Source organism: Streptomyces sp. NPDC033966 (assembly GCF_055575955.1).
Genome location: NZ_JBVIRQ010000001.1, coordinates 231235 through 253476, shown reverse-complemented (window position 1 = coordinate 253476; position 22242 = coordinate 231235). Strand labels below are relative to the sequence as shown.

Genomic DNA, 22242 nt, shown 5'->3' with positions numbered 1-22242 from the left:
GCACCGATGTTCGCGATAGAACTGGCCGACGACGCCCAGCTGTTCCCGCTGGAGGTGTGGCACGCCGAGGAGTTCCTGGCGCACATGGACCGGGGCCGCGAGTTCATCGGCCGGTTCATCGGCCTCCCGGACCGCGTCACCGACCTCGAATCGGCGCGGCACCTGCTCGGCACCAAGGCGGAGGAGGCCGCCAGGGACGGCGCCCGCCTCTACGGCATCCGGGTCGGCGGCACCCTCGTCGGCGGGGTCCTCTTCCGGACCTTCGACGCCGCGGCCGGCAACTGCGAGGTCGGCTGCTGGCTGGAGCCCGAAGCGGCCGGCCGGGGCCTGGTCAACAAGGCCTGCCGGGTCCTGATCGACTGGGCCTTCGACGTGCGCGGCATGCACCGCGTGGAATGGCACGTGGCCTCCGGCAACAAGAAGAGCATCGCCGTCGCCGAACGCCTCGGACTGACCCGCGACGGCGTCATGCGGCAGAACCACCTGCACCAAGGCGTCCGCCAGGACACCGAGGTCTGGGCCGTCCTCGCCCCCGAATGGGCCGCCGCCCGCCAGGCGTAGCCACCGCCGCCGCGGGCCCCGCCGGGCGCCCGCGGCCCACCGGCGGCGGAACCCGCACGGGCCTCTCAGGAACCTCTCAGAAACGCCGCCTACGGTGCCCGGCATGGACACCACGAAGACCCCCGCCCCGGCCGCCCCCGACGCGGACGCGGACGCCCCCGAGGGCAAGGCGGCCACCTCCGGGACGGCAGCCGCCGAACCCGCCGCCGACCCCGACGGCGACAAGGCCGAAACCACCGAGGCCGCCGAGGCCTCCGAAGCCGAAGCAGAAGCCGACGAGACCGGCGAGACCGGCGAGACCGGCGAGGACGTCCCCGAGCGGAGCACCGGCGTCGGAGCCGCCGCATCCGCCGTCGTCGCAGCGGGCCTGGGCCTCGTCGCCCTCAGCGGCAGCTGGGTCTCCCGCGTCGCCGCCGAACGCCAGACGCTCATGGGCCAGATCGAATCGGTCAGCGCGACCACCGCCAAGGAGAAGATCGCCGCCCTGTACGGCGACGCCTGGCACATGACCGCCCTCGTCAACGGTGTCCTCTCCACCCTCGCCCTCCTCCTCGCCGTCTTCGTCCTCGCCGGCCCCGCCTTCGGCGCCCCCGGCCGGGTCCACCCCGCCTGGGTCCGCTCCGTCTCCTGGGCAGCCGTCGCCCTGGGCCTCCTCGGGGTCCTGCTCTTCGGCCTCATGTACTTCGACCTGCTCTTCCCCCTCCCCACGGCCGCCGAGTAGGCACCGCCTTACGGGATCTCCCGCCTTGCCTTAGGCCGCCCGAGGCCGCCTCAGGCCCCCCGGACCCCGGCCTAAGGACCCCGGCACCGCGGAGATGCGGCATGAGCCCCATGTGCCGCACCCCTCTGGGACGCGAATCTTGGATCACACCGAACGAGGTGCCCGAGAACAGCGACCAGGGAGAACGAGATGTTCGAGTACGAGATCGCCACCGCCCGCCGCACCGACCTCATCCGCGAGGCCGACCGGTACCGGATGGCCCGGGAGGCCAAGAAGGCCGCCCGCTCCTCTCGGAGCCAGGATTCCGAGAGGCCGGTGAGTCGCCACCGCGGCCTCTTCACCCGCGCCGCGTAACCCGCGTCGCGGACCACGGGAGCCGTGGCGAGATGACAAGCGCAGCGATAACGACTGCCGCCGGGCCGGACCTGTGTGCGATGCTCGGCGGCGTGGAGACCAGATCTGTCAGCCCGGTGTTCGTCGGCCGAGCCGACGAACTGGCCGCACTCGTGGACGCCCTGGGGCGCGCCGCCAACCAGGAGCCGCAGGCCCTGCTCATCGGCGGAGAAGCAGGAGTCGGCAAGACCAGGCTGACCGAGGAGTTCCTCACGGAGGCCGCCCGCCGCGGCGCCGTGGTGGCGGTCGGAGGGTGTGTGGAGATCGGGGCGGAGGGACTTCCCTTCGCCCCCTTCTCCACTGCCCTGCGCACCCTGCTCCGCCTGCTCCCCGACGAACTGGCCGAAGCCGCCGCCGGCCAGGAGGACGAACTCGCCCGGATCCTCCCCGAACTCGGCGAGACCCCCCGCGGCCCCCACGACGAGGAGAGCACCGCCCGGCTCTTCGAACTGACCGCCAGGATGCTGGAACGCCTCGCCGCCGACCGCACCGTCGTGCTCGTCCTGGAGGACCTGCACTGGGCGGACACCTCCACCCGGCACCTGCTCGCCTACCTCTTCCGCACCCTCGCCCGCGGCCGGCTCGTCCTCGTCGCGACCTACCGCGCCGACGACGTCCACCGCCGCCACCCGCTGCGCCCGCTGCTCGCCGAACTCGACCGGCTCCGCACCGTCCACCGCATCGAACTGTCCCGCTTCAACCGGGCCGAGGTGCGCCGCCAGCTCGCCGGGATCCTCGCCTCGCAGCCCGAGGAGAGTTTCGTCGACTCCGTCTTCGACCGCTCCGACGGCAACGCCTTCTTCGTCGAGGAACTCGTCGCCTCCCAGGAGAGCGGCTGCCGCACCGGGCTCACCGAATCCCTGCGCGACCTCCTGCTCGTCCGCGTCGAGGTACTGCCCGACGCCGCCCAGCGCGTGGTGCGCATCGTCGCCGAGGGCGGCTCCACCGTCGAGTACGCCCTGCTGCGCGACGTGGTCCGGCTCGGCGAGGACGAACTCATCGAGGCCCTGCGGGCCGCGGTCGGCGCCAGCATCCTCTCCGCCACCGCCGACGGCGACGGCTACCGCTTCCGCCACTCGCTGGTCCGCGAGGCGGTCAGCGACGACCTGCTGCCCGGCGAGCGCGCCCGCGTCAACCGCCGCTACGCCGAGGCCATGGAAGCCGACGAATCGCTGGTCCGCGCCGAAGAGCGGGTCATCCGGCTGGCCAACTACTGGTTCGCGGCCAACGACCCCGCCAAGGCCCTGCCCGCGGTCCTCGCCGCCTCCGTCACCGCCCGCCGCCGCCACGCCTACTCCGAGCAGCTCAGCCTGCTGGAACGGGCCATGGACCTGTGGGACAGCGCCCCCGACGAGGTCCGCGCCGAACTGCGCCCCGCCGACTACACCGAGGTCTACCCGCCCTGCGGCTGCGACCCGGCCACCACCCCGCTCCAGCGCCTCGACCTGCTCGCCGAGGCCACCGTCGCCGCCCGCTTCGGCGGTGAACGCGAACGCGCCCTGAAACTCACCAAACTGGCCCTGCGCACCCTCGACGAGGACGGCGACGACCCGCTGCGCGCCGCCTGGTTCTGGACCGAGCGCTCCCGCCTCGTCGCCAACCTCGGCCGGGGCGACGGCTGGCACGAGATCGCCACGGCCCAGGAACTGGTCAAGGGCCTGCCCCCGTCCCAGGTGCACGCCGACGTCCTCGTCCGGGCCGCGGGCTGGGGCATGCTCCACAACCCGGGCCCCGGCAACCTCGCCGCCGCCGAACGGGCCGTGGAGTACGCCCGCATGATCGGCGCCGAGGAGACCGAGCTCAACGCCCGGATCACCTACGGCTGCCTGCTCACCGACTCCGGCGACGGCACCACCGGCCTCGCCGAACTCCACGCGGTCAAGGACCGCGCCACCGACCTCGGGTTCACCGTGGTCGCGGGCCGTGCTCACGTCAACATCACCTCTCAACTCGAAGCCATGGGCCGGTCCCGCGAAGCCGTGGAACTGGCCGAACAAGGGGTCGAACTCGTCAGCAGGTCCCGGCTCCTGGACACCGAGGCCTGGGTCTGCGGGAACATGGCGGAGAGCCTGTACAGCCTCGGCCGCTGGGACGAGGCCGCCGAGGCCGCCCGCCGCACCCTGCGCGTCGGCCAGAGCGCCGCCCCGCGCGGCTCCGCCTCGGCCCGCCTGGCCTACCTGGCCCTGGCCCGCGGCGAACTCACCGAGGCCGCCCAGCAGCTCGCCGCCGCCCACGCCCACTTCGGCACCCACGACCGCCAGCCCCAGCACCGGCTCCCGCTCCACCGGCTGGCCATCGGCCTGGCCGACGGCGAGGGCCGCATAGCCGACGTCCGCGCCGAGACCGCCGACGCCGTGGCCCACGGCTTCCCGCTCGGCCAGCACCGCTACGCCTGGCCGCTGCTGCTCGCCTCCGCCTCCGCCGAGGCGGACGCCCGGGGCCTGCCGGTGGCCGACGCCGGACGTGACGCCGCCCTGGAGGTGCTGCGCACCGCCGCCCGGACCCTGGCCACCCCCGTCCCCGTATGGGCCGCGCACGCCGAGTACCTGCGGGCCGAACTGCTCCGCGCCGAGGCCCGGGACACCGTCGCCGACTGGGCCGCGGTCGAGGCCGCCGTACGCCCCCTCCAGCGCCCGTACCTGCTCGCCCGCGCCCGCCACCGGCTCGCCGAGGCGCTGCTCGCCTCGGGAGGGGACCGCGAGACCGCCGCCGGCCTGCTCCGCGACGCCCACGCCGCCGCCGACCGGCTCGGCTCCCGGCGGCTCCGGGAGGACCTGGCCCTGCTCGCCCAGCGCGCCCGGCTCCCGCTGACCGCCGAGGAGGACCACCCGGTCGCCCCGGTACCGGGCACCGACCCGATCGAGGCCCTGGGGCTGACCAGCCGTGAACGGGACGTCCTGCGCCTCGTCGCGGCGGGCAGTAGCAACCGCCGGATCGCGGAGGAGCTCTTCATCTCCCCGAAGACGGCCAGCGTCCACGTCTCGAACATCCTGGCCAAGCTCGGAGTCGCGAGCCGGGGCGAGGCCGCGGCCCTCGCCCACCGGCTGCACCTCTTCACCGCGCCGCTCGCCCCGGCGGCGTCCCCCGCGGCCCCGGGCGGACGCCGCTAGGGGGTGCCCGCAAAGCCCCTCCTGCCCCGCGACGCCGACACCCCCCTAGGGATCCCGGGGCTCCTCGCCCCCGTCGGCAGCGCCCGGCTCCTGGACCTCGGCCGGGCGTATGAGCACCTTGCCGGAGTCGAGGTCTATGGGGCCCCGTCCCGGATCGCCGTCACCGACGTCGGTCCGGGACAGCTCCAGCCGCTTCTTCTCCTCGTGCGCATGCTTGCGTCCGGGGTTGAACAGTTCCTCGATCATGTTGAACACCGCGCTCGCCCTGCCTTCCGCCCCCTCCGGAGCCGCTCAGGTCACCGCACCGTCAGTTTCAGGATCCTGTCGTCGCCGGGCTCCGGCGACCCGCGCCCGTCCGTCTCGCTCGTGACCAGCAGCAATTCGTCCCCGCCGAGGGGCACCACCGTGCGCAGCCGGCCGTACTTCCCCTGGAGGAAGGCCTCCGGCTCCGCCGCGGCGGCGGTTCCCTTCAGCGGGATCCGCCACAGCCGCTCGCCCTTCAGCCCCGCCATCCAGATCGAGCCATCCGCCCAGGCGATCCCGCTCGGCGAGGCCTCGTCCGTCTTCCACACCGCCACCGGATCACGGGACCCCGCCTTTCCGCCCTTCCCCTCCGCCTCCGGCCAGCCGTAGTTGCCGCCGGGCTCGATGAGGTTCAGCTCGTCCCAGGTGCGCTGGCCGAACTCGGACGCCCAGAGCCGTTTGTCCTTGTCCCAGGCGAGGCCCTGCACATTGCGGTGCCCGTGGGAGTAGACGAGGGAGCCGGCCTCCGGATTGCCCTGGGCCGGCCGCCCGTCCGGGGTCATCCGCAGGATCTTCCCGCCGAGCGACTTCCTGTCCTGCGCCAGCGAGGTGTTCCCGGTCTCGCCCGTGCCCGCGTAGAGCATCCGGTCCGGGCCGAAGGCGATCCGGCCGCCGTTGTGGATGAGGCCCTTGGGGATCCCCCGCAACACCGTGTCGGGCGAGCCCAGTTGCTGCCCGGCCGGTCTCTGCTCGTCGTACCGCATCCGGGCGATGCGGTTGTCGGACTCGGTCGTGAAGTACGCGTAGACCATCCGGTCCGAGGCGAAGTCCGGGGACAGTGCGAGCCCCAGCAGCCCGCCCTCCCCGCCCGGGGCCACCCCGGGGACCTTGCCGATCTGCGTCACCGCCCCCGTGTCCGTCCGCACCCGGCTGATGGTGCCCTTGTCCCGGGAGGCGACCAGCAGGTCCCCGCCGGGCAGCGGGGCCACGCCCCAGGGGGATTCCAGGCCCTTGGCGACCTCGCCCGTCACCGTCACCGCCCCCTTCGCGGGCGGCGCCGACGCATCCGCCGGCCCCGACGCCCCGGAGGACGCCGCTCCCGCCGGCGGTGAGCCCGGCGGGGAACCGCCCGGCCCGGCCCGCTCGCCGTCCGGCGGGGAACAGCCCGCCGCCAGCAGGGCGCTGCACCCCGCCAGCGCGAGCCCCGCCACCACGCCCCGGCGCCGCGCGCGCCCGCTCCCGTACCCCGGCGCCTCCCCGAGGCCCCGCAGCGCCCCGCCCCTGTGGAACTGCCCGTACCGCATCGTCCCGCTCCCCTCCGGTCGTCCGTCCCCTGTCCGGTGTCCTCCAGTCCTGCCCTTCACCACTCTCAACAGACCCGGCCGGTCCCGAAGTTCCATCCCTCGTACACCCGATCGAGTGGACCTGGGAAGCCGCAGGGGAGCCGCAAAGGAGCCGGAAAGGAGCCGACGGGAAGACCGGAACCTAGTCCCAGGCTCCCACCGCCGCCGGCAGCGCCGCTATCTCGGCCAGCTCCTCGCCCGTGAGGCGCACCTCCGCCGCCCGGGAGTTCTCCGCCGCCCACCGGGCCCGCTCCGCCCCCGGCACCGGCACCACGTGCGGCCCCTGCGCCAGCACCCAGGCCAGCGCCACCTGCGCCGCCGTGACCTCGGGCCCGTGCCGCCGGGCCACCCGCCGCAGCCCCGCCACCAGTACCTGGTTGGAGGCCATCGCGTGCGCCGTGAACCGAGGGTGCCGCGCCCGCACGTCCGCCTCCTCGAAGCCCTGCCCCGGCGTCAGCGTCCCGGTCAGGAACCCGCTGCCCAGCGGCATCGCCGCCAGCATCCCCACCCCCCGCGCCGCACACCACGGCAGCAGCTGCCACGCCGCCTCCGGCGACCACACCGACAACTCCGCCTGCACCGCGGTCACCGGGAACACCTGCTGGACCCGCTCCAGCTGCCGCAGCGTCGTGCGGTACCCCCGGTCCCCGCGCCGCCCCGCGCCCGGCCCGGCCCCCGCGCCCAGCGCGCAGAACCCCAGCGCCCGTACCTTCCCCGCCTGCACCAGCTCCGCCATGGCGCCCCAGGTCTCCTCCACCGGCACCTCCGGATCCACCCGGTGCAGCTGGTACAGGTCTATGACGTCGGTCCGCAGCCGCCGCAGCGAGGCGTCGCACGCCCGCCGCACGTACCCCGGCCGCCCGTCGGCCACCACGTGCCCCTCGCCCGCCCGCAGCCCCACCTTGGCGGAGACGAAGGCCTCGGACCGCCGCTCCCGCAGCGCCCGGCCCAGCACCAGCTCGTTGGTGTAGGGCCCGTACAGATCGGCCGTGTCCAGCAGGTTCGCCCCCAGGTCCAGCGCCGTGTGCAGAGTGCGCAGCGACTCCTCGCCCCGCCGCCGCGAAGGCGCGTAGGCCCAGCTCATCGGCATGCAGCCGAGCCCTATGGCTCCCACCGTCAGCGGTCCCGACCCGATCGACCTGCGCTCCACCCCTGCGTCCCCCTTCCGGCCCGGTACCGGTCCGGCCATCAAACTAACGGCTTGATCCAGTTCCCTTCGCATAGCCTCGTGATCATGACTGCAACGACCGGGGACGTCTGGCTCCCCTTCCCGCCCGGAGAGATCGACGGCCTCCCCGACTGCTTCCGCTACCGCCAGTGGGACGGCGAGGACACCTTTCCGGCCGACCCGGCCGACTGCGTCTTCTACGTCACCCCGTACATGAAGTCCCAGGAGGTGACCCTGCGTCCGCTCGCCCGGATGCCCGCCCTGCGGGTGGTGCAGACCCTCACCGCCGGCATCGACCACGTCCTGCCCGGCCTCGGCGACCTCCGGCCGGGCGTACGGCTGTGCAACGCCCGCGGCGTCCACGAGGCCAGCACCGCCGAGCTCGCCCTCACCCTCGTCCTCGCCTCCCTGCGCGGCATCCCCGGCATGGTGCGCGGCCAGGACCGCGAGGAGTGGCGCGGCGGCTTCTACCACGCCCTCGCGGACCGGTCCGTGCTGATCGTCGGCTACGGGGCGATCGGCGCGGCCGTCGAGGACCGGCTCGCGCCCTTCGAGTGCGGGCGGATCACGCGCGTCGCACGCTCGGCCCGCACCGCCCCGCACGGGCCGGTCCACGCCCTCGCGGACCTCCCCGGCCTCCTCCCGGACGCGGACGTCGTCGTCCTCACCACCCCGCTGACCGAGGACACCCGGGGACTCGTCGACGCCGGCTTCCTCGGCCGGATGAAGGACGGCGCCCTGCTCGTGAACGTCTCGCGCGGGCCGGTCGTCGACACCGCGGCCCTGCTGGGGGAACTGGAGTCCGGCCGGCTGCGCGCAGCGCTCGACGTCACGGACCCCGAGCCGCTGCCCGCCGGCCATCCTCTCTGGCACGCCCCGAACGTCCTGATCACCCCTCACGTGGGCGGCAGCAGCTCGGCGTTCGAGCCCAGGGCGAAGCGGCTCGTGGCCCGCCAGCTCAACCGGTTCGCCGCCGGGGAAGAGGTCCACAACACCGTCCTGATCAAGGACTGAAGCCGGCGCGTCCCGCCATCCGGGGCACCTGATGGCTACGCTGGGCGACGGCATGCATGCGATCAGTGGCCAAGACCCCCCTCTTGGTGACGGAGCGTAGACAAGCTATGTCGCTGAGTGACGAAAGTGGTGTATCGTCCGGAACAAGGGGCTGCGCCACGTACGTCTGGCGCTGGGGAGTGATCGGACACTTTGGGGGGCGACGGGCGATGCACGGCCAATGGACGAAGGATCCGATGCGGCAGGGCCGCCGGAGGCGGCGCAGCCGGGACTGGGCTGCGCCAGAAGCGGCCGGCGAGGGGCACCGGTGAGCGCGCCGGGGGCGGCGCTGCTGACCCGGCCGCCGGCCACCGGCGGAGGAGGCCGGGGCCTCGCAGCGCAACTCCTCCTCGCACTGGTCAGCGGCGGCTACGCCGTCGGAGCCGCCCTCGGCTGGGGGTCGGACGAACTCGCCAAGATCATGGGCGACTTCGGACTCAGCGCCGCCGGATTACTGGCCGCCGCCTCCTGCTACCACTACGCCCGCGCGATCGACAAGCGCGAACGTCCCGCCTGGCTGATGTTCGCCTTCTCCTCGCTCATGGGCGGCCTGGGGAACGCCGTCTGGGGCTGGTACGAGGTGGTCCTCGGCCAGAAGGTCCCCGAGCCCTCGCTCGCCGACTTCGCCTTCCTCTGCTTCGCGCCGCCCGCCATCGTGGGCCTGCTCGTCCTGGCCAAACGCCCGGTCACCCGCGCCGGATGGGTCTGCCTCGGCCTCGACTCCTGGCTCATCGGCGGCTCGCTGCTGACCCTGTCCTGGAGCCTGGCCCTCGCCAACGCCGCCCGCACCGCCCAGTCGGGCGCCCCGGGCAGCGTGCCGCGCGCCGCGCTCTCGCTCGCGTACCCGCTCCTGGACATCGCGCTGGTCTCGATGGTCCTGGTGCTGCACTTCCGGCGCTCGGCGAACAACCGCTCGGCGGTCAACACGGCGATCGCGGCCCTCGCCCTCACCGTCCTGAGCGATGCCCTGTTCACCTCGCCGCTGCTCAACACCACTTACAGCTCGGGGGAGATCCTCGACGCCGGCTGGTTCGCGGGCTCGCTGCTGCTCGCCTACGCCCCCTGGGGCGCCCGCCGGCCCGAGCCCGTGACGCGCCCCGCACCACCGCGCCCGGACCGCTCGCACAGCCGCCCCATCACCGGCTCGCTGCCCGCCCTCACCCCGTACCTCGCGGCCGCCGTCTGCACCCTCGGCATCCTCTACAACGTCGTGGACGGCCGGAAGGTGGACCGGATGGTGGTCTTCACCGGCTGCACCGTCGTCCTCGCCCTCGTCATCCGGCAGGGCATCATGCTCCTCGACAACATCGCGCTCACCCAGGAACTGGCCCAGAAGGAGAACCACTTCCGCTCCCTCGTACAGGGCTCCAGCGACGTCATCATGATCGCCGCACCCACCGGGACCCTGCGCTACGTCAGCCCCGCCGCCGCCGGGGTCTACGGCCGCGAGGCGGAGGAACTGGTAGGCACCGAGCTCGCCGCCCTGATCCACCCCGACGACCTCGGCCGGGTGGTCCACGAGGTACGCCGCTTCCTGGCCGCCCCGCCCGCCGAGGAGCCCACCACCCGCATCGAGTGCCGGTTCAAGTCGGGCGGGGGCGAGTGGTTGAACGTGGAGTCCACCGTCAACCGCCACCAGGGCGGCCTCATCCTCAACAGCCGTGACGTCACCGAGCGGGTCCGCCTCCAGGCGCAGCTCCAGCACAGCGCCGAGCACGACCCGCTGACCGACCTGCCCAACCGGGCCCTGTTCACCCGGCGCGTCCGGCAGGCCCTGACCGGCCGCCGGGCCGGCGACCACAGCACCGCGGTGCTCTTCATCGACCTCGACGGCTTCAAGGCCGTCAACGACACCATCGGCCACCAGGCCGGCGACGAGCTCCTCATCGAGGCCGCCCGCCGCCTCCAGGACGCCGTCCGGGCCGGGGACACCGCCGCCCGCCTCGGCGGCGACGAGTTCGCCGCGCTGATCCTCGGCGACGGCAGCCGCGACCGCAGCGCCCGCGAGTACCAGGTCCACGACATCGCCGACCGGCTGCGCGCCACCCTCTCCCAGCCCTACCGCATCGCGGGGAGCGAGGTCCGGGTGGCCGCCAGTATCGGAGTCGCCTTCGCCGACCCCGGCATCACCCCTTCGGACCTGATGCGCAACGCGGATCTCGCGATGTACCGGGCCAAGGCGGGCGGCAAGGACCGGGTCGAGCTGTACGCGCCGCAGATGCAGGCCGAGGTCGTGCGCAAGGCCGAGCTGGCCGGGCGGCTGCGCACCGCGCTGCACGAGGGCGAGTTCGCCCTGCTGCACCAGCCCGTGGTCTCCCTGGCCACCGGCGAGGTCGTCGCCGTCGCCGCGCAGGCCCGCTGGCGCTCCGCCCAGGGGATCCTCTTCACCCCGGCCGAGTTCCTCCGGGTGGCCGAACACAGCGAGGGCGGGCCGGCGGCCGGGCCGGACGGCTCGCGCACCGCCGAACTGGGCCGATGGCTCCTGGAAGAGGCCGTCGAGCAGGCCGCCGAGCGGCACCGGGCCGGGCACGACGTGCCAGTGGCCGTCCGGATGACCGCCCAGCGGCTGCTGGACCGCTCCACACCCGGCAGCGGCGTGGAGGCCCTGCTGGCCCGCCACGGGCTGCCCTCCGGGTCGCTCGTGCTCGAACTGGCCGCCTCCGACCCCAGGGTGCCCTTCGACGAGCTGGAGCGCCGCCTGACGGCCCTGCACCGGCTCGGCGTACGGATCGCCCTGGACGGCTTCGGCAGCGGCTACGCGGCCATCAGCGCCCTCCGCAGGCTCCCGGTGGACCTGCTGAAGCTGGACCGGGGCCTGGTCGAAGGGGTGGTCGAATCGGCCAGACTGCACAAGATCACGGCCGGATTGTTGCGGATCGCAAACGACCTGGGCATGCAGTCCGTGGCCGACGGCGTGGACCTCCCCGAGCAGGTGCTGGCGCTGCGGGCGATGGGGTGCACCCACGGCCAGGGGGCGGCTTTCTCCGGACCACTCGACGAATACAGGCTGCGGCGCGCGCTCGTGAGGAGTACGTTCCCAGTACCGGGCGGTACGGCCCAGCCCGCCTTGGCCGGCGGCTCGTCCGGTGGCTCGATGGTCATCCGTAGAGGCTCAAATAATGAGACGCCCGTCCCACCCGCTTGACATCCACCTCCCGCCGGAGGGAGGGTCAATGCCATGCGCACCCGAATTCTCGTACTTGGAAAGCGCGTCGGCTGAAGCTGGGGCCTGCATGTCCCCGCTCGACACCACCGACGCGCTCCCCTCGCTTGCCACCCGGCACGAGGGGTTTTTTGTTGCACTGGCACACGCGTCCGGACCAGATCCGGATCACCCCCCGCTCCTCGTAAAACCCTCAGCTTCGAGAAGAGAATGCCGATGACCGAGCAGGCCTCCGGGGCCCACCATCCGCAGCCGCGGCCCCGTACGGGTGGGCACCACCAGCCCACCGCAGTTGAGCACGTCACGGGCGCGCAGTCCCTCATCCGCTCTCTCGAAGAGGTGGGGTGCGACACCGTCTTCGGTATCCCGGGCGGCTGCATCCTCCCGGCGTACGACCCGATGATGGACAGCAAGAAGGTCCGTCACATCCTGGTCCGCCACGAGCAGGGGGCCGGCCACGCCGCCACCGGCTACGCCCAGGCCACCGGCAAGGTCGGCGTGTGCATGGCCACTTCCGGCCCGGGCGCCACCAACCTGGTGACCCCGATCGCCGACGCGCACATGGACTCCGTCCCGCTCGTCGCGATCACCGGCCAGGTCTCCTCCAAGGCCATCGGCACCGACGCCTTCCAGGAAGCGGACATCGTCGGCATCACGATGCCGATCACCAAGCACAACTTCCTGGTCACCAAGGCCGAGGACATCGCGAAGACCATCGCCGAGGCCTTCCACATCGCCTCCACCGGCCGCCCCGGCCCGGTCCTGGTCGACATCGCCAAGGACGCCCTGCAGGCGAAGACCACCTTCTCGTGGCCGCCCAGCCAGGACCTGCCCGGCTACCGGCCGGTCACCAAGCCGCACGCCAAGCAGATCCGTGAGGCGGCCAAGATGATCGCCGCCGCGAAGCGCCCGGTCCTCTACGTCGGCGGCGGCGTCATGAAGGCCGGTGCCACGGCCGAGCTGAAGGTCCTCGCCGAGCTCACGGGCGTCCCGGTCGTCACCACCCTGATGGCCCTGGGCTCCATCCCGGACAGCCACCCGCAGAACCTGGGCATGCCCGGCATGCACGGTGCCGTCACCGCCGTCACCGCGCTCCAGAAGTCGGACCTGCTGATCGCCCTCGGCACCCGCTTCGACGACCGCGTCACCGGCAAGCTGGACAGCTTCGCCCCCTTCGCCAAGGTCATCCACGCGGACATCGACCCCGCCGAGATCGGCAAGAACCGCGCCGTCGACGTCCCGATCGTCGGTGACGCCCGCGAGGTCATCGCCGACCTGATCCAGGCCGTCCAGGCCGAGACGAACGAAGGCAACACCGGCGACTACACCGCCTGGTGGAAGGACCTCAACCGCTGGCGCGAGACCTACCCGCTCGGCTACGACCTGCCCGAGGACGGCACCCTCTCGCCGCAGCAGGTCATCGAGCGGATCGGTCAGCTGGCGCCGAAGGGCACCATCTACGCGGCCGGCGTCGGCCAGCACCAGATGTGGGCCTCGCACTTCGTCAACTACGAGGAGCCCCGCACCTGGCTGAACTCCGGCGGCGCCGGGACCATGGGCTACGCGGTCCCCGCCGCGATGGGCGCCAAGGTCGGCATGCCGGAGCGCACGGTCTGGGCGATCGACGGCGACGGCTGCTTCCAGATGACCAACCAGGAACTGGCCACCTGTGCGCTGAACAACATCCCGATCAAGGTCGCCATCATCAACAACGGCGCCCTCGGCATGGTCCGCCAGTGGCAGACCCTGTTCTACAACCAGCGCTACTCCAACACGGTCCTGCACGCGGACGAGACCGGCCACGACACCGTGGGCTCCCAGCTCGGCGAGTCCGCCTCCCCCCGCATGGGCACCCGCGTCCCGGACTTCGTCAAGCTGTCCGAGGCCATGGGCTGCGTCGCGCTGCGCTGCGAGGACCCGGCGGACCTGGACAAGGTCATCGCCGAGGCCAACGCGATCAACGACCGCCCGGTCGTGATCGACTTCATCGTCCACGAGGACGCCATGGTGTGGCCGATGGTCGCGGCCGGCACCTCCAACGACGAGGTCATGGCAGCCCGGGGCGTCCGCCCCGACTTCGGCGACAACGAAGACGACTGAGCCGAGAGAGCCTGAGAGAGAGAACGACTCACATGTCCAAGCACACGCTCTCCGTCCTGGTCGAGAACACGCCCGGCATCCTCGCCCGGATCGCCGCGCTGTTCTCCCGCCGCGGGTTCAACATCGACTCCCTCGCGGTCGGCGTCACCGAGCACCCCGACATCTCCCGCATCACCATCGTGGTGAACGTCGAGGACCTCCCGCTGGAGCAGGTGACCAAGCAGCTCAACAAGCTGGTCAACGTGCTCAAGATCGTCGAGCTGGAGCCGTCCAACGCCATCGAGCGCGAACTCGTCCTGGTGAAGGTCCGCGCCGACAACGAGACCCGCTCGCAGATCGTCGAGATCGTCCAGCTGTTCCGCGCCAAGACCGTCGACGTCTCCCCGGAGGCCGTCACCATCGAGGCCACCGGCGGCACCGACAAGCTCGGCGCCATGCTCAAGATGCTGGAGCCCTTCGGCATCAAGGAACTCGTGCAGTCCGGGACCATCGCCATAGGGCGTGGCGGCCGGTCCATCACGGACCGCAGCCTGCGCTCGCTCGAACGCAGCGCCTGAGCCCCGCGGCGTCCGGTTCAGGACACGACGGCTGACACGCCAGCCCGCATAGCGAGACCGAGAAACTCTTATTCCGTTCCCCGCCGTACGGTGGGAGCAACACCAGCGCACCAAGGAGATATCCCAGTGGCCGAGCTGTTCTACGAGAACGACGCCGACCTGTCCATCATCCAGGGCCGCAAGGTCGCGGTCATCGGTTACGGCAGCCAGGGCCACGCCCACGCGCTGTCGCTCCGTGACTCCGGCGTCGACGTCGTCGTCGGCCTCAAGGAGGGCTCCAGCTCCAAGGCCAAGGCCGAGGAGCAGGGCCTGAAGGTCCTCCCGGTCGCCGAGGCCGCCGAGTGGGCGAACGTCATCATGATCCTGACCCCGGACCCGCTCCAGGCCGAGATCTACGAGGCGTCCATCAAGGACCACCTGCAGGAGGGCGACGCGCTCTTCTTCGGGCACGGCTTCAACGTCCGCTACGGCTTCATCAAGCCCCCGGCCAACGTGGACGTCGCCCTGGTCGCCCCGAAGGGCCCGGGCCACCTGGTCCGCCGTCAGTACGAGGAGGGCCGCGGCGTTCCGTGCATCGCCGCCGTCGAGCAGGACTACTCGGGCAGCGCCTTCGCCCTGGCCCTGTCGTACGCGGCCGGCATCGGCGGCACCCGCGCCGGCGTCATCAAGACCACCTTCACCGAGGAGACCGAGACCGACCTGTTCGGTGAGCAGGCCGTCCTCTGCGGTGGCGCCTCCGCTCTGGTCAAGGCCGGTTTCGAGACCCTGACCGAGGCCGGCTACCAGCCGGAGATCGCCTACTTCGAGTGCCTGCACGAGCTGAAGCTCATCGTCGACCTCATGTACGAGGGCGGCCTGGAGAAGATGCGCTGGTCGGTCTCCGAGACCGCCGAGTGGGGCGACTACATCACCGGCCCGCGCGTCATCACCGACGCCACCAAGGCCGAGATGAAGAAGGTCCTGGAGGAGATCCAGAGCGGCAAGTTCGCCGAGGAGTGGATGGCCGAGTACAAGGCCGGTCTGCCGAAGTACAACGAGTACAAGAAGGCCGACTCGGAGCACCTGCTGGAGACCACCGGCAAGAAGCTGCGCAAGCTGATGAGCTGGGTCGACAGCGACGAGAGCTGATCTCGTGAACGGCGGGGCCGGGACGTGAGTCCCGGCCCCGCCGCACACCCGCTCCCCTCCGGCGCCGGCCGGAGATCACCGGAATGTAGCCCTCGGATAGGACGGATTGTCCACCCCGGCCAATCCCGGACGGGTGATCCTTCCGTACAGGCGGAAATCCGCACCCGATCCGCCACTACACTGCTCAACACAACGCGTCAGGCCCACAGTGTCGTGCGTCTTCCACGCGGCTACCCCCTCCACCGCCTGCGGCCGTCGGGACGGCCGTCCGCACTGGACTTGTGAGGACCCACGTGAGCTCGAAACCTGTCGTACTCATCGCCGAAGAGCTGTCGCCCGCCACGGTGGACGCGCTCGGTCCGGACTTCGAGATCCGGCACGTCAACGGCGCCGACCGCGCCGAGCTGCTCCCCGCGATCGTCGACGTCGACGCGATCCTCGTCCGCTCCGCCACCAAGGTGGACGCCGAGGCCATCGCCGCGGCCAAGAAGCTGAAGGTCGTCGCCCGCGCCGGTGTGGGCCTCGACAACGTCGACGTCTCCGCCGCCACCAAGGCCGGCGTCATGGTCGTGAACGCCCCGACCTCCAACATCGTCACCGCCGCCGAGCTCGCCTGCGGCCTGCTCGTGGCCACCGCCCGCAACATCCCGCAGGCCAACACCGCCCTGAAGAACGGCGAGTGGAAGCGGAACAAGTACACGGGCGTCGAGCTCAGCGAGAAGACCCTCGGCGTCGTCGGCCTCGGCCGCATCGGCGTCCTGGTCGCCCAGCGCATGTCCGCCTTCGGCATGAAGGTCGTCGCGTACGACCCCTACGTGCAGCCCGCGCGCGCCGCCCAGATGGGCGTCAAGATGCTGACGCTGGACGAGCTGCTGGAGGTCGCCGACTTCATCACCGTGCACCTCCCCAAGACCCCCGAGACCCTCGGTCTCATCGGGGACGAGGCCCTGCGCAAGGTCAAGCCGTCCGTCCGCATCGTCAACGCCGCACGCGGCGGGATCGTGGACGAGGCCGCGCTGTACTCGGCCATCAAGGAGGGCCGCGTCGCCGGCGCCGGCCTGGACGTGTACGCGAAGGAGCCCTGCACGGACTCCCCGCTGTTCGAGCTCGACCAGGTCGTCTGCACCCCGCACCTCGGCGCGTCCACGGACGAGGCCCAGGAGAAGGCCGGCATCGCGGTCGCCAAGTCGGTGCGCCTCGCGCTCGCCGGCGAGCTCGTGCCGGACGCGGTCAACGTCCAGGGCGGCGTCATCGCCGAGGACGTGCGCCCCGGCCTGCCGCTCGCCGAGAAGCTCGGCCGCATCTTCACCGCCCTCGCGGGCGAGGTCGCGGTCCGCCTCGACGTCGAGGTCTGCGGCGAGATCACCCAGCACGACGTCAAGGTGCTGGAGCTCTCCGCCCTCAAGGGCGTCTTCGAGGACGTCGTCGACGAGACGGTCTCCTACGTCAACGCCCCGCTGTTCGCGCAGGAGCGCGGCGTCGAGGTCCGTCTGACCACCAGCTCGGAGTCCCCGGACCACCGCAACGTGGTGACCGTGCGCGGCACCCTGTCGGACGGTCAGGAGGTGTCGGTCTCCGGCACCCTCGCGGGCCCGAAGCACCTGCAGAAGATCGTGGGCGTGGGCGAGTACGACGTGGACCTGGCCCTGGCCGACCACATGATCGTGCTGCGCTACACCGACCGCCCGGGCGTGGTCGGCAAGGTCGGCCAGCTGCTCGGCGAGGCCGGCCTGAACATCGCGGGCATGCAGGTCGCCCGCGCCGAGGAGGGCGGCGAGGCACTCGTCGTCCTCACGGTCGACGCGGAGGTCCCGGTGGACGTCCTGGCGGCCATCTCCGAGGAGATCGGCGCCGCTTCGGCCCGTACGGTCAACCTCGGCTGACCGTCGCGCACATGTGAAAGGGCCCGGGGTCGCGACCCCGGGCCCTTTCGTGCAACCCCGTCCGGACGCCGTACGCGGCTCAGCGCGCCGGTACCGGTTCGGCCGGGGCCCGCTCCGCCCCGGGGGGAGCCGGGCTCGTCCCGCCCCGCGCGATGGCCAGCGCGAGCCCCGCCGCGGCGAGGAGCAGCACCGCACCGCCCCAGGCCGCGTACTGCATCCCGTGCACGAAGGCCTCCCGGGCCAGGGCCAGCAGCTGCCCGCCGGCCCCGCCCCCGGCCTGCCCGGCGGCGGCGACGGCGCCGCCCAGGGTCTCCCTCACCGCGGCCGGCTCGCCCGCCAGGTCGGCGCGGTAGACGGCGGTGCCGAGGCTGCCCAGCAGCGCCATCCCGAGGGCCCCGCCGAACTCCTGGCCCGTCTCCAGCAACGAGGCGGCCGAACCGGCCTTCTCGGCCGGGGCCGTGGCGAGGGCCATGTCGGAGACCAGGGACATCACGCCGACGATGCCGGAGGCGAGCACCCCGGCGCCGGCCAGCAGCAGCCACAGGGAGTCGGTGCCCACGAGGGAGATCAGCCCGAACCCGGCGGCGGCGACGGCGAAGGAGCCGGCGATGACCCGGGACCGGTCCGTCCGCCGGGCCAGGACGGTGGAGACGGGCGCGGCCGCGCCGATGAGGAGCGAGGGCGCCAGGCTCCACAGGGCTGCTTCCAGGGTGCCCATGCCGAGCACGGACTGCAGGTACTGGGTGGTGAAGTAGGCCGAGCCCATCATCGCGAAGGCGGCGACGGAGTTCAGGGCGATGCCCGCCCCGAAGCGGCGGTCCCGGAACAGCGCCCGGCCCACCATGGCGTCCTCCCGGCCGCGCTGGCGGCGGAGGAAGGCGTACCCGAAGACCAGGCCGGCCAGCAGGCAGGCGGCGTACAGCGGGTCGAGGCCCTCGGCGGCGATCTCCTTCAGCCCGTAGACCACCGGCAGTACGGCGGCCATGGACAGCGGCACGCTCAGCAGGTCGAAGCGGCCGGGGGCCGGGTCCTTGAACTCCGGTACCAGCACCGGGACCAGGATCAGCAGGAGCAGCATCGCGGGCACGTTGACCAGGAAGACGGAGCCCCAGTGGAAGTGCTTCAGCATCACTCCGCTGAGCACCGACCCGAGGGCGACCCCGCCGGTCATGGCGCCGGACCAGATCCCGATGGCCTTGCTGCGCTGCCCGGCGTCCTGGAAGAGGTTGCGGACCAGGGCCAGCGTGGACGGCATCAGGGTGGCGCCCCCGACGCCGAGCAGGACCCGGGCCGCGATGAGCATCGCGGCGCTGGTGGCGAAGGCGGCGCCGACGGAGGCGAGGCCGAAGGCGGTGGCGCCGATCAGCAGCAGCTTGCGGCGGCCGATCCGGTCGCCGAGCGAGCCCATCGTGATCAGCAGCCCGGAGAGGGCGAAGGCGTAGCTGTCGAAGATCCAGAGCTGCTGGGTGGCGCTCGGGTCGAGCTCCCGGGTGATGGCCGGGACGGCGAAGTAGAGGACGGAGACGTCCATCGAGACCAGGAGCAGGGGCAGCAGCAGGACCGTGAAGGCGGTCCATTCGCGGCGGCCGGCGAGGGGTGCCGCGGTGGCGGGGTTCGTCATGAACAGGAATGTACAGACGTATGGAACGTCTGTCTATGACGCTTGTATGGAAACTTCGTGTGGGACTGTCGTCTAGGACGGCCGTCTTGCTACGGTGGCGGCCATGGGACACAAAGAGGATCTGCTCGAAGGCGCCAAGAAGTGCCTGGTCGAGAAGGGGTTCGTACGCACCACCGCGCGCGACATCGTCGGCGCCTCGGGCACGAACCTGGCGTCCATCGGCTACCACTACGGCTCCAAGGACGCCCTGCTCACCCAGGCGTTCATCGCCCTCATGCAGCAGTGGGGCGAGTCCGTCTTCCAGGGAGGCCTGCCCGGTGAGGACAGCTCCCTGGAGCGCCTGCACGCCATGTGGGACGGCGTGGTCGCGCAGCACGACGACTGGGCGCCCGTCTGGGCGGCCAGCATGGAGGTCGCGCTGAGCGGCGAACGGGTGCCGCAGCTGCGCGAGATGCTCGTCGCCTCCCAGGCCGAGGGCCGCCGCGGCCTGATCTCGCTCCTCACCGGCACGCCGGAGGAGGAGCTCACCGAACGCGACGAGCGCACCCTCGGCTCCGTCGTCCAGGCGCTGCTCAACGGGCTGATGATCCAGTGGCTGCTCGACCCCGGAACCGCCTCCTCCGCCGAGGAGTTCACCGAGGGGCTGCGCCGGATCGCGGAAGGCCTGACGGCGTCCCTGCGGGGCGGGTCCACCGCGCCGACGGCGGAGTAGGCGCGCGGGCACCGGGCCTGCGGGCACCCGGGCCTGCGGGCACCGGGCCTGCGGGCCTCGGGCCGGGTCCACGCCCGCGGGTCCACGCCCGCGCCCCTCGGGCCGGCCTCCGCCGAGGCCGGCGGCCCCTCGCGCGCGCGGCCCTCAGGCGCGCAGGCGCGCGGCCTTGAGGGCCATGTGCAGCAGCAGCCGGTCCTCGCCGAGGTCCAGGTCGAGCCCCGTCAGCTGCTCCACCCGGCCCAGCCGGTAGTACAGGGTCTGGCGGTGGATGCCCAGTTCCGCCGCCGCGCGGCCCGCCTGCCCCGCGCAGTCGAGGAACACCTCGGCCGTGCGGGCCAGTTCCCGGTGGGCCGGGCCCAGCAGGGCCCGCGTCGCCGGATCGTCCGCCGGGCCGGCGCCCAGGGCGGCCAGCATCCGGTACGGCCCGATCCCCGCCCACTGCGCCACCGGACCCAGCCCCGGCTGCGCAGCCGCCGCCCGGGCGGCGGCGGTGGCCTGGGCCCACGCCGCGGGCAGCTCCGCGAGCGCCCGGACCGGGTCGGAGAGCCCGGCGGTGACGGAGCCGCCCCCGACTGCGGGGGCCCCGGCGCCGGGGGACCCCGCCGGCGCCGTGCGGGGGAGCAGCCGCCCGACCGCCGCCAGGGCCGGACCCAGCGCGTCCCCCGACCGCAGCCGCACCAGCACCGCCAGCATCGCCGTCCCCGGGCCCGGACCGTCCCGGTCCGCGGAGCCCGCCGGGACCACGCACACCGCCGCCGCCCCCGGCACCGACCCCGGAGCCTCCCCGGACCACGGGGCCACGCACACGGCGGCGTGCGGCCCCTCGGCCCCCGGCCCCAGCGCCACCCGCAGCGCGGCCACGGCCATGTCCTGCTGCCAGCCCCGGCCTGCGGTGAGCACCGCCAGGAACTCCCGGGAGAGGTCGGCGCCCGCCTTGGCCTCCTCGGCGAGCAGCACCCCGATCCGCTGGGCCACCTCCATCGCGGCCTCCAGGGCGGCCGGGCCGGGGCCCGGATCCTGGTCGAGGAGCCACACGTAGCCCTGCACGATGCCCCGGTACCGCACCGGCAGGCAGATCCGCCCCCGGAAGACCCCCGCGTCGGGGGCCGCCGGGATCCGCACCGGGCCGGTGGCGCGGGCGATCCCGAAGCCCTCGAACCAGGACCGGACGGCCGCCGTCGACTGCCGGGTCAGGATCGAGCGGGTGCGCACCGGGTCCATCACGAGGTCGTCCTCGCTGTCGTGCGCACCGAAGGCGATGAGGCGGAAGTCCCGGTTCTCCAGCGTCGCAGGGGCGCCGAGCAGCGCCGAGATCTCGTCCACCAGGTCCTGGTAATCGCCCTTCACGCGGACATTCTCCCACCCCGCGACGGGCCCTTCAGACAGATGTATGAGATCCGGGCCACGGATGCGTGACAGCTGTCGATGGCCGAGGATCGTGGAGATCCTTAGGTTTCACGGTGGTTTTACTTGCGTTTTCCTTACGGTCGCGGCCCACCCCTGCGGCGTCCGTTCGTCCGCTTCTGCCACCCGTTGGAGGTGCCCCGTGCTGGGTCCCGCGATCCTCGCCGCTTCGCGCAGCGACAAGATGCGCCGAATCGTCTCTGCCGCCCCGGTGACCAAGCCGGTGGTCAACCGGTTCATCCCCGGTGAGACGGTCGGCCAGGTCATCCCGATCGTCGAGGAGCTCACCCGCAAGGGCCTTGAGGTCACCCTCGACGTCGTCGGCGAGGACATCACGGCCGTGGAGCAGTCCTACGCGGCCCGGGACGCCTACCTGGAGCTCATCGAGCGCCTCAAGGAGCTGGAGCTGGGCGAGACCGTCGAGATGTCGGTCAAGCTCTCCATGTTCGGCCAGGCCCTGGAGGGCGGCCACGAGCTGGCCCTCGCCAACGTCCGCCCGGTCGTCGAGGCCGCCGCCGCCATCGGCACCACCGTGACGCTGGACGCCGAGGACCACACCACCCTCGACTCGATGTTCGCCATCCACGAGGAGCTGCGCCGGGACTTCCCGCAGACCGGCTGCGTCATCCAGGCCTACCTCTTCCGCACCGAGGCCGACGCCCGCCGCCTGGCCGCCGCCGGCAGCCGCGTCCGGATCGTGAAGGGCGCCTACAAGGAGCCCGCCGAGGTCGCCTACCAGGACAAGGCGGAGATCGACAAGGCGTACGTCCGGATCATGAAGATCCTGATGGAGGGCGAGGGCTACCCGATGATCGGGTCCCACGACCCGCGCCTGATCGCCATCGCGCAGGAGCTCGGCCGCCAGGCCGGGCGCAAGCTGGACGAGTACGAGTTCCAGATGCTCTACGGCATCCGCAGCGAGGAGCACCTGCGGCTCGCCGCCGAGGGGCATCGCATGCGGGTCTACACGGCCTACGGCACCGACTGGTACGGCTACTTCATGCGCCGTCTCGCGGAGAAGCCGGCCAACCTGCTCTTCTTCCTCCGCTCGATGATCACCAAGAACTAGCCCAGAACCAGGT

The 22242-nt window shown here is 72.5% G+C and carries 17 protein-coding genes; 12 read left to right on the top strand and 5 right to left on the bottom strand.

All coding sequences use genetic code 11. The annotated features are described in order from the left end of the window. Positions 1-6: 6 nt before the first annotated feature. The 4 genes from ACZ518_RS01210 (at position 7) to ACZ518_RS01195 (ending at position 4785) form a co-directional block, all read left to right on the top strand. A complete protein-coding gene (locus ACZ518_RS01210; protein WP_469110964.1) occupies positions 7-561 on the top strand; it encodes a GNAT family N-acetyltransferase in 555 nt (184 codons plus the stop codon). Between the two features lie 103 nt (positions 562-664). Further along, entirely contained in the window at positions 665-1282 is a 618-nt protein-coding gene (locus ACZ518_RS01205; protein WP_469110963.1) for a hypothetical protein, read from the top strand. A 189-nt stretch (positions 1283-1471) separates the two neighbouring features. Next, positions 1472-1636 carry a hypothetical protein gene (locus ACZ518_RS01200; protein ID WP_469110962.1) on the top strand — a complete coding sequence of 55 codons (165 nt, stop codon included), beginning with the start codon at positions 1472-1474 and terminating at the stop codon, positions 1634-1636. 80 nt (positions 1637-1716) lie between these two features. Continuing rightward, a complete protein-coding gene (locus ACZ518_RS01195; RefSeq protein ID WP_469111652.1) occupies positions 1717-4785 on the top strand; it encodes a helix-turn-helix transcriptional regulator in 3069 nt (1022 codons plus the stop codon). 45 nt (positions 4786-4830) lie between these two features. On the opposite strand, the gene ACZ518_RS01190 is transcribed toward ACZ518_RS01195, so the two are convergent. From ACZ518_RS01190 to ACZ518_RS01180, 3 genes are all read right to left on the bottom strand, one after another. Next, entirely contained in the window at positions 4831-5031 is a 201-nt protein-coding gene (locus ACZ518_RS01190) for a DUF6191 domain-containing protein (protein ID WP_469110961.1), read from the bottom strand. 50 nt (positions 5032-5081) lie between these two features. Beyond that, positions 5082-6332, bottom strand: a complete 1251-nt coding sequence (locus ACZ518_RS01185) for a PQQ-dependent sugar dehydrogenase (RefSeq protein ID WP_469110960.1) — start codon at positions 6330-6332, stop codon at positions 5082-5084. A 181-nt stretch (positions 6333-6513) separates the two neighbouring features. Beyond that, positions 6514-7521 (bottom strand): aldo/keto reductase, encoded by a 1008-nt coding sequence (locus ACZ518_RS01180; RefSeq protein WP_469110959.1) that lies wholly within the window; start codon positions 7519-7521, stop codon positions 6514-6516. Between the two features lie 84 nt (positions 7522-7605). Between ACZ518_RS01180 and ACZ518_RS01175 the strand changes: the two genes are divergently transcribed. The 6 genes from ACZ518_RS01175 (at position 7606) to serA (ending at position 17423) form a co-directional block, all read left to right on the top strand. Continuing rightward, positions 7606-8553: a 2-hydroxyacid dehydrogenase gene (locus tag ACZ518_RS01175; protein ID WP_469110958.1), complete on the top strand. Its 948-nt coding sequence runs from the start codon at positions 7606-7608 to the stop codon at positions 8551-8553. 307 nt (positions 8554-8860) lie between these two features. Next, positions 8861-11737 (top strand): putative bifunctional diguanylate cyclase/phosphodiesterase, encoded by a 2877-nt coding sequence (locus ACZ518_RS01170; protein ID WP_469110957.1) that lies wholly within the window; start codon positions 8861-8863, stop codon positions 11735-11737. Between the two features lie 228 nt (positions 11738-11965). After that, complete coding sequence (locus tag ACZ518_RS01165; protein ID WP_469110956.1) at positions 11966-13855, top strand: acetolactate synthase large subunit; 1890 nt, start codon at positions 11966-11968, stop codon at positions 13853-13855. Between the two features lie 32 nt (positions 13856-13887). Further along, positions 13888-14412 carry an acetolactate synthase small subunit gene (gene ilvN / locus ACZ518_RS01160; RefSeq protein ID WP_405978459.1) on the top strand — a complete coding sequence of 175 codons (525 nt, stop codon included), beginning with the start codon at positions 13888-13890 and terminating at the stop codon, positions 14410-14412. Positions 14413-14538: 126 nt separating this feature from the next. Next, the gene (gene ilvC, locus ACZ518_RS01155) at positions 14539-15540 is read left to right on the top strand and encodes a ketol-acid reductoisomerase (protein WP_469110955.1); all 1002 of its coding nucleotides are present in this window, start codon (positions 14539-14541) and stop codon (positions 15538-15540) included. Between the two features lie 293 nt (positions 15541-15833). Beyond that, positions 15834-17423, top strand: coding sequence for a phosphoglycerate dehydrogenase (gene serA / locus ACZ518_RS01150; protein WP_469110954.1), 1590 nt, complete (start codon positions 15834-15836; stop codon positions 17421-17423). 79 nt (positions 17424-17502) lie between these two features. Here serA and ACZ518_RS01145 read toward each other — a convergent pair whose 3' ends face one another. Then, positions 17503-19044 (bottom strand): MFS transporter, encoded by a 1542-nt coding sequence (locus ACZ518_RS01145; protein WP_469110953.1) that lies wholly within the window; start codon positions 19042-19044, stop codon positions 17503-17505. 103 nt (positions 19045-19147) lie between these two features. On the opposite strand from ACZ518_RS01145, the gene ACZ518_RS01140 reads away from it, so the two are divergent. After that, on the top strand, positions 19148-19756 hold the full coding sequence (locus ACZ518_RS01140; RefSeq protein ID WP_469110952.1) for a TetR/AcrR family transcriptional regulator: 609 nt from the start codon (positions 19148-19150) through the stop codon (positions 19754-19756). A gap of 144 nt (positions 19757-19900) precedes the next feature. Here ACZ518_RS01140 and ACZ518_RS01135 read toward each other — a convergent pair whose 3' ends face one another. Further along, the gene (locus ACZ518_RS01135) at positions 19901-21103 is read right to left on the bottom strand and encodes a PucR family transcriptional regulator (protein WP_469110951.1); all 1203 of its coding nucleotides are present in this window, start codon (positions 21101-21103) and stop codon (positions 19901-19903) included. 199 nt (positions 21104-21302) lie between these two features. Here ACZ518_RS01135 and ACZ518_RS01130 point away from each other — a divergent pair, with 199 nt between their 5' ends. After that, entirely contained in the window at positions 21303-22229 is a 927-nt protein-coding gene (locus ACZ518_RS01130; RefSeq protein WP_125596708.1) for a proline dehydrogenase family protein, read from the top strand. Positions 22230-22242: the final 13 nt, after the last annotated feature.